Origin of the sequence: Microbacterium sp. SA156 (assembly GCF_049065455.1) — a bacterium.
GTDB lineage: Bacteria > Actinomycetota > Actinomycetes > Actinomycetales > Microbacteriaceae > Microbacterium > Microbacterium barkeri.
On record NZ_JBAKGU010000004.1, the window covers coordinates 13747 to 30444 of the forward strand.

Sequence of the window (16698 nt, forward strand, 5' to 3'; positions counted from 1 at the left end):
GCCCAGGATGCGCCGGTCTCTGGACACGCAGAAGGGCGTTCGCCCCGCCGAAGCGGGGCGAACGCCCTTCGCCGGCGGTCAGGCCGACTGCCGCGCCGCCGCGGCGCCGCGGCTCATTTCGGCGGCCTGCTGCACGGCCACCACGAGACTCACGTGGGAGGCCTTGCCGGTGCCGGCGATGTCGAACGCCGTTCCGTGGTCGACGGAGGTGCGGATCACCGGGAGCCCGACCGTCACGTTGACGCCGGCCTCGATGCCGAGGACCTTCACCGGGCCGTGGCCCTGGTCGTGGTACATCGCGACGATGAGGTCGTAGTCCCCGCGGGACGCGAGGAAGAACGCCGTGTCGGCGGGCAGCGGCCCGTGCACGTCGTGCCCTTCGGCGGCAACGCGCTCGATCGCGGGGGTGATCTTCTCGGCCTCCTCGCCGTACCCGAACAAGCCGTTCTCACCCGCGTGCGGGTTGATCGCGCAGACGCCGATGCGGGGCGAGGCGATGCCCGCGTCGTTCATCGCCTTGAGCCCTCGGCGGATGGTCCGCTCGACGAGGCCGGGCTCGATGCGGTCGATGGCGTCGACCAGGCCGACGTGGGTCGTGACGTGGATCACGCGCACGCGAGGCGTCGAGAGCATCATCGAGACCTCGTCCACACCGCACAGGCTCGCGAGCATCTCGGTGTGCCCGGGGTAGAGGTGTCCCGCCGCGTGGAGCGCCTCCTTGTTCAGAGGCGCCGTGCAGATCGCGTCGACGCGGCCGGCGATGGCGAACTCCGCGGCCGCGGCGACGTACCGGTAGGCGGCATCGCCGGCGACAGCGCTCAGCTCTCCCCATGGCAGGCCGTCGGGGATGAGGCCGAGGTCGATGACGTCGATGCGCCCCGCCCGCGGCTCCACCTGCTCGGGAGCGTCGATGACGCGGATCTCCGCGTCCACTCCCTGCAGTCGTGCGGCCTCCCGCAGCCGTCGCGCGTCGCCGATGACGAACGCGCGGCAGGTGCGCGAGAGCTCGGGCTCCAGGAGGGCGCGGACGATGATCTCGGGGCCGATTCCCGCCGCGTCGCCCATGGTCACGGCGATGGTCGGCGTCGCCGCCGCGTAGTCGTCGGTCACAGGGATCCTTCTTTCTGATGGTCGCCTCGGGGCAGTCCCCCGAGGAGAGTCGTGATGATGAGCTCGAGGGAGTCGTCGCGCCCGAAGCTGCCCGGCCGGGTCACGACCGGGCGCCCGCCCGAGACGACGCCGAGGACGGCGCCGGGGTGAACTTCCCCCGTGACCGCGAGGGCGCTCTCGCCCAGAGCCTGGAGCGTTCGCCGCGCGGTCTCTCCGCCGATCAGCGCGAGGCCGATACCGGCGTCGCGACGCACGGCCTCGGCCACCGCCGTGCCGACGCGGCGAGCGACGCTCACGTCGTGAGTGCCGCTCGCCGCGCCGGTCCGCACGACCACGAGACGCGTAGGGGTGTCGAGCGCGGCGGCGATCTGCGCGGCGAGCTCCGTCGGGTCGCCGTGCGGACGGGCTGCGATCTCCACGCGATCTGCCCGGATGGCGGCATGCTGGCGCGTGACCGCCGGCTCGATGCTGCCGAGGACGAGGACGACGCGCTCGGCCGGGTGCGGGGGCGAGCCTGGCGCCGGCGCCGTGTCGAGGACGGCCGAGGCGAGGGCCTCGAGCAGGCCGGCGCTGCCGATGGGGATGATCGACGGCGGTGCCGCACACAGGGCGCGCGCGATCGCATCCAGGTCGGAGGCATCCGCGCTGTCGGGGATGTGGACGGTGCGCTCTCCATCATCGAGCCGCTGCAGCCGCTCAGCGAACGCCCCGGAACGCACCTCGTCGAGGCTCGCGTGTCGCACGGAGACACCCTTGGGGACGAGGTCGCGCAGCCGCTCGGGCGCGGGGTGCGGCTCGCGGTGCCAGGCCGAGCCCCGGGCCGAGCCGAGCGGTGCGTCGTCGATCAGCGGGACGCCGTCGCGTACCGTCCGGCCCAGCGTCGGAAGCGCGGGCGCGAGCACGACGGCCGAGCGCTCGAGGGCCGCGGCGAGAAGAGCCTGCACAGGGCCGCGCAGCTGCGAGTCGATCTTGATGTAGTCCGGTCGAGGGCCCGCCGAGAAGCCGAGCGCGATCCGGTCGGCGGCGGCGTCGCCCGCGTTCCGCACGTCGAGGTCCTGGACCGACGCCGCACCGGTGCTGGCCCGCGACTCGAGGAGGACGGAGGCGGCCAGCCCATGGCGGTGAAGGATGCCCGCGGCCTCCGCCGCACCGGAGAGGTCGTCGGCGAGCAGGCGTGCGAGGGCCGAGGGAGTCACGCTGTGCGGATGTTCGGAGCGACGACGACGTCGATGCCGACGTTGCGGAACTCGTCGAGCTTCGCCTGGGAAGCGGATTCGTCCGTGACGAGGGTCCATGGGAGGTCGAGACGCGCCCACGCGTCGAAGGGCGCGTGCCCGAGCTTCGACGCGTGGGCGAGGACGTAGAGGGAGCGCGTGCGCCGAGCGACGATCTCCTTGAAGCGCGTCTGCTCGAGTTCGGCCTCGCAGAGTCCGCGGTCGGCGGTCACGCCGTCCGCGCTGATGAACGCGCGGTCGAAGCTCATCCGGTCGAGCGAGGCCTCAGCGAGCGGGCCGACGAACGCCCCGCTGAGCGGCCGCAGCCGGCCGCCGAGGCACTGCACCGTGAGGGCCTGGGCCGACTGGAGCTGGCTGACGACCGGAAGGCTGGAGGTCGTCACGGTGGCGGGCACCTGGCGCGTCGTGAGCTCGCGCGCGAGCAGGGCCGTGGTCGAGCCGGCGTCGAGAAACACGGACTCGCCGCGCTCCACCTCGCCTGCGGCCCAGGATACGATCGCGCGCTTCGCGTCGAGCGCCTCCGAGCGCCTCTGCAGCAGCGACGCCTCGGGCAGATGCGACGTCGAGATCGCACCGCCGTACGTCCGGGCAAGTCGCCCGTCGCTGCTGAGCGTCGCGAGATCGCGGCGGATGGTGGACGCGGTCACGCCGAAGCGCTCAGCGAGATCCTCGACGTTCGTGAGCCCCGTATCGGTCGCCAGCGCGAGGATCTCGTCTCGACGCTGCTGGGTTCGGCGTTGCTTCATCGCCCGCTCCTTCCTTGGCATGCGCGGCTGGTGCCGTCGCCATGATCCTAGTACAAACTGCGCGATTCGTGCTAACGTTACTGCGCGAAAGACGCAAAGAATCTCAGCGAGGAGCACTGCACATGGCCGACGTTGTCCCCCAGATCGACGGTGTCCTCACGCGACGCGACGACCGGTACGAGGCGCTGATCCCGACAGAGCGCGCAGAGAACCACGCCTCGTTCCTGCACCGCCTGCCCGACGGCTCACTCGCCGCGGTGTGGTTCGCGGGGGAACGCGAGGGCCTGCCCGACGTGCGGATCCAGATGTCCCGCCTGGACGAGTCCGCGGGGCGCTGGAGCCCGGCGATCGCCGTCTCGCCGAGGTCGGAGCAGTCGCACCAGAACCCCGTGCTCGCGACGCTCCCCGACGGTGCGGTCTGGCTGCTCTACACCGCACAGGAGCTCGGCGCACAGGACACCGCGGTGCTCATGCGCCGCGTCTCGCGCGACGGCGGCGCGACGTGGGGCGACCCGGAGCCGCTGATCGAGGATCGGGGCGTCTTCATCCGGCAGGACCTCGTCGTGCTCCCGGACGGGACGCTGCTGCTGCCGATCTTCCGCTGCCATCCTCTGCCGGGGCGCCAGTGGTTCGGAGACGGCGACGAGAGCTCGGTGCTGCGCAGCGAGGACGGCGGCGCGACCTGGACGGAGGTCCCCGTTCCTGACAGCGTCGGCGCAGTGCACATGGACATCGTCCCGTTCGAGGACGGCGGGCTCGTCGCGTTCTTCCGCAGCCGATGGGCAGACGCCGTCTACCGAAGCGAGTCTCCGGACTCCGGGCGCACATGGACGCGGCCGGAGGTCACCGAGGTGCCCAACAACAACTCGTCGATCCAGATGCGCCGCGCGCCGCACCTCGGAGCCGACAGCGTGCTCGCGGTCCTCAATCCCGTGGCCGCCGCGCCCGGGCGCGAGCGGATCGAGGCGGGGCGCGCGCACGACGCCGGCAAGGTGACCGCTCCGGGGACGCCGCAGCCGCTGGATCGCTACGCGGTCTGGGGTGTCGAGCGGACACCAGTCTCGCTGCTGCGCTCCGACGACCGCGGTCGCACCTGGACCAAGGTGGTCGACATCGACACGGCGGCCGACATCCCTCCGGCCATGCTCGAGCGTGCGGGAGACCGCGCGGGCGAGCTCTCCTACCCGGCGCTCGTCGTCACGGCAGACGGCGACGTGCACGTCTCGTACTCCTATTGCCGAGCCGCCATCAAGCACGTCCTCCTTCCTCGCGAGGTCGTCGGAGCGCAGCGATGAACGCTGTCCTCGGGACCATGACGTTCGGCGACGGCCTGGATGAGGCGTCCGCCCGGCGCGTGCTGGACGAGGCGGTCTCACGCGGGGTGCGCGACATCGACACGGCGAACGGCTACGCCGGTGGAGCGAGCGAGGAGTTCCTCGGGCGCGCGCTGTCCGGCCGTCGCGACGAGGTCCGTCTCGCCAGCAAGGTGGGCATCCCCCATCCGGATGCCGCGGGTGCGGCTCCGCTGTCGGCGGTCGGGATCGAGCGGTGCATCGCGGGCTCGCTCCGGCGGCTCGACACGGACCACCTCGACGTCTACTACCTCCATCAGCCCGACCGCGCGACCTCCGTGGGGGAGACGCTGGACACGCTCGCCCGCCTCATCGACGACGGCCGGGTCCGCGCGTGGGGCGTGTCGAACCACGCCTCGTGGCAGCTGGCGGAGCTCGTCTTCGAATCGCGTGCGCGAGGGATGGCCGGGCCGATCCTCAGTCAGCAGCTCTACAACGCGCTGTGTCGGCAGATCGAGGCCGAGTACCGCGAGGCGGCGGAGCGGTTCGACGCGCCCGTGGTCGCGTACAACCCCCTTGCCGGAGGCCTGCTCACGGGGCGTCACCGCTATGAGGAGATGCCGGCGGGTGGGCGGTTCGGCGGCGACCGTCTCGGGGCGATGTACACCGAGCGGTACTGGGATCCGCGGATGTTCGAGGCGATCGACCGCCTCAGGGTCCTGGCCGACGATTCGGGCATCGAGCTGCGCGAGCTGGCGCTGCGCTGGCTGATCGGACGGCCGGGGCTCCACGGCGTGCTGATCGGCGGGTCGCGTCCCGAGCATGTGCGCTCCAACCTCGACGCGCTGGACCGGGGGCCGCTCGACGCGGATCTCGTCGCGCGCATCGACGAGATCGGCGACTGGATCGCTGGCCCCGTGCCCGCCTACAACCGATGAACGTGAGAGACAAGATGAGCAGTGAGCAGTTCGCCCGGCGGATGAAGGACCGGGAGCAGATCGTGGGGTACTGGTCGGTCCTCGACGCTCCGGTGGTGCTCGAGCGTCTCGGGAGACTCGGCTACGACTATGTCGCGATCGACGGGCAGCACGGGCTGCTCGGCTACTCCGGCATCCTCGCGGGCCTCATGGCGATCGACGCCGGTGCGGCAGCCGGCGCCACCGGGACGGTGGGCATCGTGCGCGTGCAGAGCAAGGACCCGGCCGTCATCGGGCAGGCGCTCGACGCGGGGGCGCACGGCGTCATCGTGCCGCTGGTGAATGTGCCGGATGACGCCGTGCAGGCTGTGGCGGCGGCGACGTATCCGCCCAGCGGTGTGCGGTCGTACGGCCCGATGCGCTCCCAGCTGCGCATCGGGCCCACGCCCGTGGAAGCCGACGCTGCCGTCGTGGTCCTCGCGATGATCGAGACCGCCGAGGGGCTGGAGAACGTCGAGCGGATCGCCGCGGTTCCCGGCCTCTCGGGACTGTACGTGGGGCCATCCGATCTCGCCCTCGCGCTGGGAGCCCGGATGCCGGGCGACCCGCTCATCGCCGACCGGTTCGCGGAGGCGCTGGGGCGCATCCGGGCTGCCGCGGATGCCCACGGCCTCCCCGTCCTGATCCACACTCCGGACGGCGAGACCGCGCGACGCCGTCTCGCGGAGGGGTTCACGGGCGTCACGATCGCGAGCGATCTGGTCCATCTCGAGGCGGCGGCGCGGCGGCATCTGGAGATCGCGACGGAGGAGTGACGCTCTCGCGCCAGGCCCCCGTCGTCAGCGCGCGAGTGCGGCGAACCCGGTGACGCGCTTGGGGCGCGGCGGCGCATAGGTCCGCACCTTGGAGGTGCGAAGGCCCAGGCGCACGAGGCCCTCCGCGACCGCGACCGCCGCCTGCACGCCGTCCACGACGGGCACTCCGCACAGCTGCACGACGCGGTCCTTCAGCTCGGCCATCCCGCCGCAGCCGAGCACGATGACCTCCGCGCGGTCCTGCTCGACGGCGCGCTGCGCCTCCGCCGCGATCGCCTCGACCGCGCGGGCTGGGTCGGACTCGAGCTCCAGCACCCCGAGGCCCGACGACCGCACCGAGGCGCACCGATCGTGCAGCCCGGCGAGGACGAGCCGGTCCTCGATGAGCGGGACCGCCCGGTCGAGCGTTGTGATGACCGAGTACGAACGGCCGACGTACATCGCGGTCGACGCCGCGGCCTCCGTGATGTCGACGACGGGCACGTCGAGGAGCTCCTGCAGACCCTCTCGCCCGTGCTCGCCGTATCCCGCCTGGATCACGGCGTCGTACGGGCCCTCGTACCGCGTCACCTTGTCCATCACGGCGATCGCGGCGAGGTAGCTCTCCACGTTCCCCTCGCACGACTCCGCGCCGAAGTCGGGGGTGAGGCCGATGATCTCGGTGCCCGGAGAGGCGGCCGAGCGCGCCGCCTCCGCGATGCCCTCGGTCATCGACTCCGTCGTGTTCACGTTCGCGACGAGAATGCGCATGTCGGTGCTCCTTCTTCCGGGGCGATCAGTGGGTCGGCGTGACGGCGATGTCGGTGCCGGCGACATCGTGGAAGGGCCCGCGGCGGTCGGCGATCACGGCGTACACGACCGCGGCGAGTCCGGCGGCGAAGAACCACGAGAAGTCGCGGACCGCGGCGAACGCGGGCAGGAACGTGAACAGGAGCGAGATCGCGCCCGAGATCGCGAGGGCGATGACGGCTCGCGGGTTGAAGCCGCGGGTGTACGCGTACTCGCCGACCGGCGAGGTCGAGTACAGCTCGGGCACGTTGATCCGCTGTCGGCGGATGATCCAGTAGTCGACCATGATGATGCCGAAGAGCGGGCCGAGGAGGGCGCCGAGGCCGCCCAGGAAGACGTTGATCACGACGGGCGAGTTGTAGAGGTTCCACGGCAGGATCACGAGGCCGATCACGGCCGACAGGATGGCCGCCTTGCGGAAGTCCAGGTGACGCGGCAGGAGGTTCGTGAACGCGTAGGTCGGGGCGACGAAGTTCGCCATGAGGTTCACCGCGATCGTGAGGGCGATGAGCGCGAGCGAGGCGAGCACGAGCAGGAAGGTGTTCGGGATGGCCGCGACGACGTCGGCGGGCGAGGTGATGAGCGTGCCGTTCAGGCGGAACGTGCCGCCCGAGAGCACGACGACGATCGCGCCGAAGAACAGCATGTTGATCGGGATGCCCCAGAAGTTGCCCTTGACGACGGCCGCGCGCGACTTCGCACCGCGCGTGAAGTCGCAGAAGTTGAGCACGAAGGTGCCGTAGATCGACACCCACAGCGACGCCGCGCCGAGCATCGTGAGCCAGAGCTCGCCGCCCTCGGCCGTGCCGAGCGGCGCCCAGTCGATCTGGAACCCGCTCTGGATGAGCACCCAGACGGCGAGGACGACGAAGGTGCCGAGGATGATCGGCCCGGCCCACGCCTCGTACTTGCGGATCATCTCCATGCCGTAGCTGACGATGACGACCTGGATCGCCCACAGGGCGAGGAATGTGATCCATCCGAGGGCCGACAGGCCGAGGAAGGAGCCGGCCTGCAGTGCGACCGCTCCGGGCGCGACCGCGATGATGACGACCTGCAGCACCTGCGACGCGAGGTACGTCTGGATGCCGAACCATGCGATCGCGACGATGCCGCGGAGCAGGCCGGGGATCTGCGCGCCGTGCACGCCGAAGGCGATGCGGCTCATGACGGGGAAGGGCACGCCCGTCTTCTCGCCCATGAACCCCGACAGCGTCAGGAGCAGGAAGAGGAAGAGCGCCCCGAACGCGAGTGCCCCGAGGATCGCGCCGCCGCTCAGCCCGAGGGCGAACAGGCCGATCGCGAACGCGTAGTTGCCGAGGCTGTGCACGTCGTTCGCCCAGAGGGTGAAGATGCTGTAGGCGCTCCAGTGGCGGCCCTCGCGGGTCGTGGGCGCGAGGTCGCTGTTGTAGAGGCGCGGGCTGATGCCGGCCTGGACGGCGAAGGTCGCGGATGGCGGGTTCGCGAGCCCCTCGGAGGCGCGGCTCGGGATGTGGACGTACTCTTCGGTCGACATGGACGCTTCTTTCCTCGACATCGTCGTCAGGGGAGAGGGATGATGGAAGTTCCATAATATGGAACGCCTATTTCGGGTAAAGGAATTTCACCACGTCGTCGGTCGAGCTGTCAACGGTCTGGCCTGCGCCCGCGCCCTAAGATCGACCCCGTGCCGACCCCCTCGCTCCGCCACCCCCTCGACATCGACGGGATCCCGTACGCGCCCCGCGCGCAGGCGCTGCGCGACGCGCTCGCGACGCGCGTCGTCATCGCCGACGGCGCGATGGGCACGATGCTGCAGCGATACGAGCCGACGCTCGACGACTACCAGGGGCTCGAGGGCTGCAACGAGATCCTCAATGTCTCGCGCCCCGACATGGTCGGCCGCATCCACGACGACTACCTCGCGACCGGTATCGACGCGATCGAGACGAACACCTTCGGCGCCAACTGGTCGAACCTCTCCGACTACGACATCGACGACCGCATCCACGAGCTCGCCGAGGCGGGCGCCCGCATCGCGCGCGAGCGGGTCGATGCGGCGGAGGCGGCGGATGGCCGGATGCGCTGGGTCCTCGGGTCGATGGGGCCGGGCACGAAGCTGCCCTCGCTCGGGCACACGACCTATGCGCACCTCAAGGAGACCTTCGCGCAGCAGGCCGAGGGCCTGATCGACGGCGGCGCCGACGCCCTCCTCATCGAGACGTCGCAGGACCTGCTCCAGACGAAGGCCGCCGTGAACGCGTGCAAGCAGGCGATCGTCGCCCGCGGCATCCGCCTGCCGATCTTCGTCGAGGTGACCGTCGAGACGACCGGCACCATGCTCATGGGGTCGGAGATCGGCGCCGCGCTCACGGCTCTCGCACCGCTCGGCGTCGACGCGATCGGCCTGAACTGCGCGACGGGGCCGCAGGAGATGAGCGAGCACCTGCGGCACCTCTCCAAGCACTCGCCCGTCACGGTCATGTGCATGCCGAACGCCGGCCTTCCCGTGCTCACGGCCGATGGCGCGCACTACCCCCTCACGCCCGCCGAGCTCGCCACGGCGCACGAGCAGTTCGTGCGCGAGTTCGGCCTCGGCCTCGTCGGCGGGTGCTGCGGCACGACGCCCGAGCACATGCAGGCCGTCGTCGACCGGCTGCGCGGGGCATCCGCCGCCGAGCGGTCGGCGCAGATCGAGCCCGGCGTCGCCTCGCTCTATCAGCACGTGCCCTTCGACCAGGACGCGTCCTACCTCGCGATCGGCGAGCGCACGAACGCCAACGGGTCGAAGGCGTTCCGCGAGGCGATGCTCGAGGGCCGGTGGGACGACTGCGTCGAGATCGCGCGCTCGCAGATCCGCGTCGGCGCGCACCTGCTCGACGTGTGCGTCGACTACGTCGGGCGCGATGGCGTCGCCGACATCCGCGAGATCGTCTCGCGCTTCGCCTCGGCCTCCACCCTGCCGCTCGTCGTCGACTCGACGGAGCCCGCCGTCATCCAGGCCGGTCTCGAGCTCATCGGCGGTCGCCCCGTCGTGAACTCGGTCAACTACGAGGACGGCGACGGCCCGACCTCGCGCTTCGGGCGCATCATGCCGCTCGTCAAGGAGCACGGCGCGGCCGTGATCGCGCTCACGATCGACGAGCAGGGGCAGGCGCGCACCGCGGAGGACAAGCTCCGCATCGCCTCGCGCCTCGTCGACGAGCTCGTCGGCGAGTGGGGCATGAAGGTCTCCGACATCATCGTCGACTGCCTCACCTTCCCGATCGCGACCGGCCAGGAGGAGACCCGGCGCGACGCGATCGAGACGATCGAGGCCATCCGCGCCCTCGTCGCGAAGTACCCCGGCATCCACACGACGCTGGGCGTCTCGAACGTCTCGTTCGGGCTCAACCCGGCCGCCCGCTCGGTGCTGAACTCGGTGTTCCTGCACGAGGCGTCGCAGGCGGGCCTCGACTCGGGCATCATCGACGCCGCGAAGATCGTGCCGCTCGCGTCGATCGCCGAGGAGCAGCGCCAGGTCGCGCTCGATCTCGTCTGGGACCGCCGCGCATACGACGCCGACGGCAGCCTGACCTACGACCCGCTCGCCCGCATGCTCGACCTCTTCGCGGGCGTCGACAGCGCGGCCCTCCGCGACCAGCGCGCGGCCGAGCTCGCCGCGCTGCCCACGGGAGAGCGGCTCCAGCGGCGGATCATCGACGGCGAGCTGAAGGGGCTCGAGGACGACCTCGACCTCGCGCGCGCCGAGGGGATGACCGCACTCGGCATCATCAACGACCACCTGCTCGAGGGCATGAAGGTCGTCGGCGAGCGTTTCGGGTCGGGCCAGATGCAGCTGCCGTTCGTGCTGCAGTCGGCCGAGGTCATGAAGACCGCCGTCGCGCTGCTCGAGCCGCACATGGAGAAGAGCGACGATGCGGGCAAGGGCCGCATCGTCCTCGCGACCGTGCGCGGAGACGTGCACGACATCGGCAAGAACCTCGTCGACATCATCCTCACGAACAACGGCTACGAGGTGATCAACCTCGGCATCAAGCAGCCGATCGCCGACATCATCGCCGCGGCCGAGGAGCACGACGCCGACGTGATCGGGATGAGCGGCCTGCTCGTGAAGTCGACGGTCGTCATGAAGGAGAACCTCGAGGAGCTGCAGGCGCGCGGCCTCGCGAAGCGCTGGCCGGTCATCCTCGGAGGCGCGGCGCTCACGCGCGCCTATGTCGAGGACGACCTCGCGAGCCTGTTCGAGGGCGAGGTGCGCTATGCGAAGGACGCGTTCGAGGGCCTCGCCCTCATGGAGCCGCTCGTCGCGATCGCGCGCGGCGCCTCACCCGACGAGGTGGGCCTCCCGCCCCTCAAGAAGCGCATCCACCGCAAGGGCGCCGCTCTCACGCTCACCGAGCCGGAGAGCATGCCCGAGCGCTCCGACGTCGCGGCCGACAACCCCGTGCCGGCGCCGCCGTTCTGGGGCACGCGCATCGTGCGCGGCATCGCCCTGGCCGACTTCGCGGCCTTCCTCGACGAGCGCGCGACGTTCATGGGCCAGTGGGGGCTGAAGCCCGGTCGTGGCGAGGACGGGCTCTCGTACGAGCAGCTCGTCGAGCGCGAGGGCCGGCCGCGCCTGCGGTACTGGCTCGACCGCATCCTCGCGGAGGGCATGCTCGATCCGTCGGTCGCGTACGGGTACTTCCCCGTCATCTCGGAGGGCGACGACCTCGTCGTGCTCCATCACGGAGACGATCCGGATGGCCGCATCGGCCGCGCGGGGCTGCTCGCGCCCGACGGAGGCTCGGGCGGGTCGGTCGGCTCCGACCGGCTGCGCTTCCACTTCCCGCGCCAGCGCCGTGATCGGCACCTGTGCCTGTCTGACTTCGTGCGCGCACGCGCATCGGGCGAGGTCGACGTGCTGCCCGTGCAGCTCGTGACCGCGGGCGCGAGGATCGACGAGGTGACCGCGCGGATGTTCGCCGAGAACCGGTACCGCGACTACTACGAGCTGAACGGCCTCGTCATGCAGCTCACCGAGGCGCTCGCCGAGTTCTGGCATGCGCGCATCCGCGACGAGCTGGGGTTCTCGGCCGAGGACCCGACGAGCACCGAGGGGCTGTTCAAGCTCGAGTACCGCGGGGCGCGCTTCTCCCTCGGCTATCCCGCGTGCCCCGACATGGAGGACCGCCGCAAGGTCGTCGAGCTGCTGCGGCCCGAGCGGATGGGCGTCGAGCTCAGCGAGGAGCTGCAGCTGCATCCCGAGCAGTCGACGGACGCGTTCGTCTTCCACCACCCGGAAGCGAAGTACTTCTCGGTGTGACGGCCGGCTTCGCGCGCCGCAGCGCGCGCAGGCACGCGGTGCCGACGAGGGCGAGCCCGACGACGGTCGTGATCGCCCGCAGCGTGTCCCAGCTCAGCGTGGAGGTCACGAGCGAGTACACGAGGAAACTCGCGAGGTTCTCGGCGAGCGGCGCCCCGGGCGCGTAGGACGCTCCCGTGCCGGCCCCGACCGCGAACGGCCAGAACCACATGTTCATGATGAGCCCGAAGGCGTACGACGCCGCGACGCCGTAGACGCACAGCATCGCGATCTCGGCCCGTCCGCGCACGCGGCGGGGGAGGAGCCCCGCGCCCGCCGCGACCCATCCGCACGCGAACATCTGGAACGGCAGCCACGGGCCGACGCCTCCCCAGAGCAGCGCCGACATCCCGATCGACACGGCGCCCAGCAGCAGGCCGAAGCGCGCCCCGAGCACGCGGCCCGCGAGGATGAGCAGCACGAACAGCGCCTCGACGCCGCCGACGCCCGTCCCGACGATGCGGATGGCCGCGCCCACGGCGCCGAGGACGGCCAGGTGCGCGAGCGTGTGGGCGGAGCGCACCGAGCCGTCGAGGAGGGCGAGCACGGCGATGACCGCGAGCGGCGCGACGGCGACCGCCACGTACGGCACGGCGGCCTGGGCTTCGGTCGGGAGGGCGCTCGCGAAGAGGGGCCACAGGAAGGCCCCCGCTGCGACGAGGTTGGCGAGTGCGAGCAGCGCGAGGTTGCCGGCTCCCTCCGCGAGCGACCTGCTTCCGGTCGTTGAGCGAGCGGAGCGAGTCGGTTCGTTCGGGGAGCGCAGCGACCTGCCCCCGGTCGTTGAGCGAGCGGAGCGAGTCGAAACGCCGTGAGTCGAAACGCCGGCCCCCTCCGTCGCCGGCGCCCCCACGCGCCCGTCCGCGATCGCCAGCCGGCGGTCCGCGACGAGCTCCGCGAACGCCGCGTCGTGCGTCGCGAGCAGCACGCCGACGCCGGCGTCGGCCTCGGCGAGCACGGCGCGTGCGACGAGTGCGCGGGCCGCGGGATCGAGCCCACGCGTCGGCTCGTCGATGAGCAGCGCCCTCGGGCTGCGCGCGGTCTGGAGGGCGATGGCCAGGCAGCGCCGCTGCCCCGCGGACAGATCTCGCGGGTGCGTGCGGAGGATGCGCGTGAATGTCGGCGCCCCGGGCTCGAGGCCGAGGAACGCCGCGAGCCGTTCGGCGGTGGGCTGGGCGGGGCGGAAGCGCCGGTCGGCCGCCCGGCATTCCGCGGCGACCGTGTCGCGCAGGAGGAGGTCGTCGGACGCATCGGGGACGAGCGCGACGCCGCGGCGCGCGCCGCCCGCGACCGCGACCCCGGGCGCTCCGGTCGCGAGCGCCTCGAGGAGGCTCGACTTGCCCGCCCCGTTGGGACCGGTCAGCACGAGCACCTCGCCCGCGTGCAGCTCGAGGCTCGCCTCGTCGACGGCGATGCGCGTCCCGCGTCGCACGGTGACGTCGTGGGCCGCGAGGGCCACCACGCCTGCGGGCGGCGGCGTGCGGCGCGGCGCTCTGCTTCGCTCGGGGCCGGAAGGGAGGTCGGCAGGCCCCGCCGTCCCATCCTCGATCCGCAGCGAGAGGTCGGCCATCGACGCGAGCTCGGCCATCCGGTGCTCGGCGACGACGACGCACATGCCGTCGCGATGGGCGAGCGCGTCGAGGAGCGCGACGATCCGGCCGCGGAAGTCGGCGTCGAGGTCGGCGAGCGGCTCGTCGACGAGGAGGAGCGCCGGGTCGTCGACGATGGCCGATGCGAGGGCGACGAGGGTCGCCTCGCCCGCCGAGAGCCCGCGGACGGGGCGCTCGAGGAGGTGCGCGATGCCCATCCGCTCCGCGACGTCGGCGACCTTCTTGCGACGGTCCGCTGCGGAGACGCCGCGCAGCTCGAGGGTGAAGCCGATCTCGTCGGCCACGCGAGCCGCCGCGAACGCCTGCCGGGGCTGCTGCAGCACGACGCCGATGTCTCGCGCGAGGTCGCGCGGCGGCACCGCGCTGCGGTCGCGGCCGACGACCTCCGCGCGTCCCGCCATCCATCCGCCGTCGACGTGCGTGTGGAGCCCTGCGATGAGCCGCAGGAGCGTCGACTTGCCGGCGCCGGTCGGCCCCGAGAGGCAGACGACGGATGCTCGCGGCAGCGCGAGCGCATCGACGCGCACGACCTCGACGGGGCCGAATCCCGCGCGGACGCCATCGAGCAGGACGGCCGTCTCGGCGCGTGCCGCGGGGGATGGCCGGCCCGCGTAGCCGCGGAGCTCGAGTGCTGCGCTCAGCGCGGTCGCGCGCTCGATGGCGCGCTCGAGCACAGGGGCGAGGAGGCGCGCGGCGTTCCGCTCGTCCCGCAGTCGCTGGGCGAATCGCGCGGCGCGCACGGCGTCGGCGAGAGAGGGGACGGTGGCCCACGCGATGGCGAGCGCGCGGCAGATTCCGCCGAGGAAGCGCCCGCGCGCGCCGTGCGCGAGGAGGCGCGGCACGTCGACGAGCGCCGTGAGCACGCCGATCCCGAGGATGACGAGCGCGATCGGAACCGCGCTCAGCGCGGCGTCCGCCAGGCCATCCGCCGTGACCTCGCCGAGCAGGCGCACATGCGCGAAGGGCGGCGGGAGGCGCAGCTCGGGCAGCGCCCAGAGCACGGCGCCGTCGCCGTCGGCGCCGTGGAAGAGGATGCGGTAGACGATCCGGACGACGATGAAGCCCGCGGCCACGACGGCCGCGGTCCTCACCGCCGCGGATCGCGTGGTCACGGTGCCGCGGGTGCGCCGTCCAGCGTGAAGAGGAGCTCGAGGCTCTCGCCCGGTGCGACCTCCTGGGTCGACAAGCCCTCCATCGCGTACCCCCACTCGCCGTCGGCGGGCTGGATCCAGATCGACCAGTAGGCGAACGCGGCGGGCATCGACGCGCACTCCTCGACGTACGCCGGGTCCTCGGTCGAGCCGACCGGCTCGGTCGCCGACGGCAGGCCGTCCACGCGGCAGAGCACCTCGTCGCCGTACTCCTCCGTGCCCTCGGTCTCGACGCCCGCCTCGGACAGGACGTCGGCCGCGACCTGCGGCTCGTCCGCGAGGACGCAGCGCTCGCTGCGCTCGCCGCCCTCGAGCGCGGTGCTGTCGACGATGAGCGTGATGCCCTCGTCGTCGGCGCACGCGCCGTCGACGACTGTCTCGGCCGCAGGGGTCTCGGCCGGTGCCGACTCGGCCGGCTGCTCGGACGCGGGGCTTGCACAGGAGGCCAGGGCGAGCACGGCGATCGCGCCGGCGAGGCCCGAGAGGGCGCGCAGTGTCTTGGTCACCGACTCAGCGTAGGGCGCGCGGCGGCGGTGGTCGGAACCGTGCGTAACAGGAGACCGGTCAGAAGAGCACCTCCGCAGATCGCGGGGGCGGCGTGCTGCGCGCGAGGATGTCCAGGAAGCGCGCGTTGATGAAGAGACGATCCCGGCCGAGCCGCAGATCTCGGAGGACGCCGCCCGCGACGAGTCCGTTCAACCACGAGGCCGCGGTGGGGCGCGAGACACCGCACCGCTCGATCACGTTCGCGATGCGCGCGTACGGATTCTCGAAGAGCACGTCGAGCAGGTCGGAGTTGCTGCCGGCAGTGGTCAGATCGCGGATCTCCTGGCGCACCGCCTCCTGCAGCGACTGGATCTCGTCGATCTTGCCCAGTGTCTCCTGTGCGGTCTGCTCGAGTCCGCGCAGCATGAACCGCACCCAGTCCTCCCACGCGCCGTCCTGGGTGACCGCGAGCAGAAGACGGTAGTAGTCGTTCTTGTTCCGGATGATGTAGCGGGACAGATAGAGAATCGGAGCGTCGAGGAGCCCCGCCTGCACCAGGTAGAGGACATTGAGGATGCGGCCTGTGCGGCCGTTGCCGTCCTCGAACGGATGGATGGCCTCGAACTGGTAGTGCGAGATCGCCATCCGCACGAGCGGGTCGATCTCATCATCTCGGTGGAGGTACTCAGACCAGTTCGAGAGCTTGTCGCGGATGACGCCTTCTCCGACGGGGGGAGTGTAGATCGCCTCGTGCGTTGCGGGGTTCCCGATGTAGGTGCCAGGAAGAGTCCGGACATCCATCTCCCGCCTGTGGATGGTTGTGCAGACCTCGATGGCGGTTGAGGCGGACAGGGGGCGCCGGGCGATGATCTCCAGACCGGCGAACAGGGCAGCGCGGTAGCTCAGAGTCTCCTTGGTGTCCGGGCTGGCGGCTGCCGCGGGGTCGTGCGCATATCGGAAGAGGTCGTCGGTCGTGGTGACGATATTCTCGATCTCCGAGCTCGCCTGCGCCTCGAGGAGCGAGATCGAGTTCACGAGCACGAGCGGATTGGGCATCCGCTTCGCGGCTTCGTTCAGACTTGCGAGTGCGGCGCGGGCGCGGATCGTGTCGCGGAGGACCGCCTTCGTCTCGATCTCCACATTCGGCGGGAGCAGCGGAAGCGCGTTGTACGGCTCCGAAGGCGACCATGTCATGTGGAAAGCCTACGACGACGTGACCATAAC

At 71.6% G+C, this 16698-nt stretch carries 12 protein-coding genes; 4 read left to right on the top strand and 8 right to left on the bottom strand.

Annotated features, from left to right (window positions below; all coding sequences use genetic code 11):
• Positions 1 to 78: 78 nt before the first annotated feature.
• The 3 genes from pdxA to ACOWU6_RS04910 are packed head-to-tail and all read right to left on the bottom strand — an operon-like array spanning position 79 to position 3091.
• The gene (gene pdxA, locus ACOWU6_RS04900; protein ID WP_421074910.1) at positions 79 to 1110 is read right to left on the bottom strand and encodes a 4-hydroxythreonine-4-phosphate dehydrogenase PdxA; all 1032 of its coding nucleotides are present in this window, start codon (positions 1108 to 1110) and stop codon (positions 79 to 81) included.
• Positions 1107 to 2306 (bottom strand): four-carbon acid sugar kinase family protein, encoded by a 1200-nt coding sequence (locus ACOWU6_RS04905; protein ID WP_421074911.1) that lies wholly within the window; start codon positions 2304 to 2306, stop codon positions 1107 to 1109. Before ACOWU6_RS04905 ends, pdxA begins: the two co-directional genes overlap by 4 nt.
• A complete protein-coding gene (locus tag ACOWU6_RS04910) occupies positions 2303 to 3091 on the bottom strand; it encodes a DeoR/GlpR family DNA-binding transcription regulator (RefSeq protein WP_421074912.1) in 789 nt (262 codons plus the stop codon). The genes ACOWU6_RS04905 and ACOWU6_RS04910 overlap by 4 nt, the downstream gene beginning before the upstream one ends.
• Before the next feature lie 122 nt (positions 3092 to 3213).
• Here ACOWU6_RS04910 and ACOWU6_RS04915 point away from each other — a divergent pair, with 122 nt between their 5' ends.
• Genes ACOWU6_RS04915 through ACOWU6_RS04925 form a run of 3 tightly spaced genes read left to right on the top strand, consistent with a single transcriptional unit; the run spans position 3214 to position 6115 of the window.
• Complete coding sequence (locus ACOWU6_RS04915) at positions 3214 to 4386, top strand: sialidase family protein (RefSeq protein WP_421074913.1); 1173 nt, start codon at positions 3214 to 3216, stop codon at positions 4384 to 4386.
• Positions 4383 to 5321 carry an aldo/keto reductase gene (locus ACOWU6_RS04920; protein WP_421074914.1) on the top strand — a complete coding sequence of 313 codons (939 nt, stop codon included), beginning with the start codon at positions 4383 to 4385 and terminating at the stop codon, positions 5319 to 5321. The genes ACOWU6_RS04915 and ACOWU6_RS04920 overlap by 4 nt, the downstream gene beginning before the upstream one ends.
• 14 nt (positions 5322 to 5335) lie before the next feature.
• Positions 5336 to 6115, top strand: coding sequence for an HpcH/HpaI aldolase family protein (locus tag ACOWU6_RS04925; RefSeq protein ID WP_421074915.1), 780 nt, complete (start codon positions 5336 to 5338; stop codon positions 6113 to 6115).
• Positions 6116 to 6139: 24 nt separating this feature from the next.
• Here ACOWU6_RS04925 and ACOWU6_RS04930 read toward each other — a convergent pair whose 3' ends face one another.
• A complete protein-coding gene (locus ACOWU6_RS04930; RefSeq protein WP_324013058.1) occupies positions 6140 to 6865 on the bottom strand; it encodes an aspartate/glutamate racemase family protein in 726 nt (241 codons plus the stop codon).
• Between the two features lie 25 nt (positions 6866 to 6890).
• Positions 6891 to 8420 (bottom strand): NCS1 family nucleobase:cation symporter-1, encoded by a 1530-nt coding sequence (locus ACOWU6_RS04935; RefSeq protein ID WP_421074916.1) that lies wholly within the window; start codon positions 8418 to 8420, stop codon positions 6891 to 6893.
• A gap of 150 nt (positions 8421 to 8570) precedes the next feature.
• Between ACOWU6_RS04935 and metH the strand changes: the two genes are divergently transcribed.
• On the top strand, positions 8571 to 12191 hold the full coding sequence (gene metH / locus ACOWU6_RS04940) for a methionine synthase (protein ID WP_421074917.1): 3621 nt from the start codon (positions 8571 to 8573) through the stop codon (positions 12189 to 12191).
• Here metH and ACOWU6_RS04945 read toward each other — a convergent pair.
• Genes ACOWU6_RS04945 through ACOWU6_RS04955 form a run of 3 tightly spaced genes read right to left on the bottom strand, consistent with a single transcriptional unit; the run spans position 12106 to position 16668 of the window.
• On the bottom strand, positions 12106 to 14949 hold the full coding sequence (locus ACOWU6_RS04945; protein ID WP_421074918.1) for an ATP-binding cassette domain-containing protein: 2844 nt from the start codon (positions 14947 to 14949) through the stop codon (positions 12106 to 12108). The genes metH and ACOWU6_RS04945 overlap by 86 nt on opposite strands.
• Positions 14946 to 15494: a hypothetical protein gene (locus ACOWU6_RS04950; RefSeq protein ID WP_421074919.1), complete on the bottom strand. Its 549-nt coding sequence runs from the start codon at positions 15492 to 15494 to the stop codon at positions 14946 to 14948. Before ACOWU6_RS04950 ends, ACOWU6_RS04945 begins: the two co-directional genes overlap by 4 nt.
• Positions 15495 to 15552: 58 nt before the next feature.
• Positions 15553 to 16668, bottom strand: a complete 1116-nt coding sequence (locus ACOWU6_RS04955) for a Fic family protein (RefSeq protein WP_421074920.1) — start codon at positions 16666 to 16668, stop codon at positions 15553 to 15555.
• Positions 16669 to 16698 lie beyond the last annotated feature (30 nt).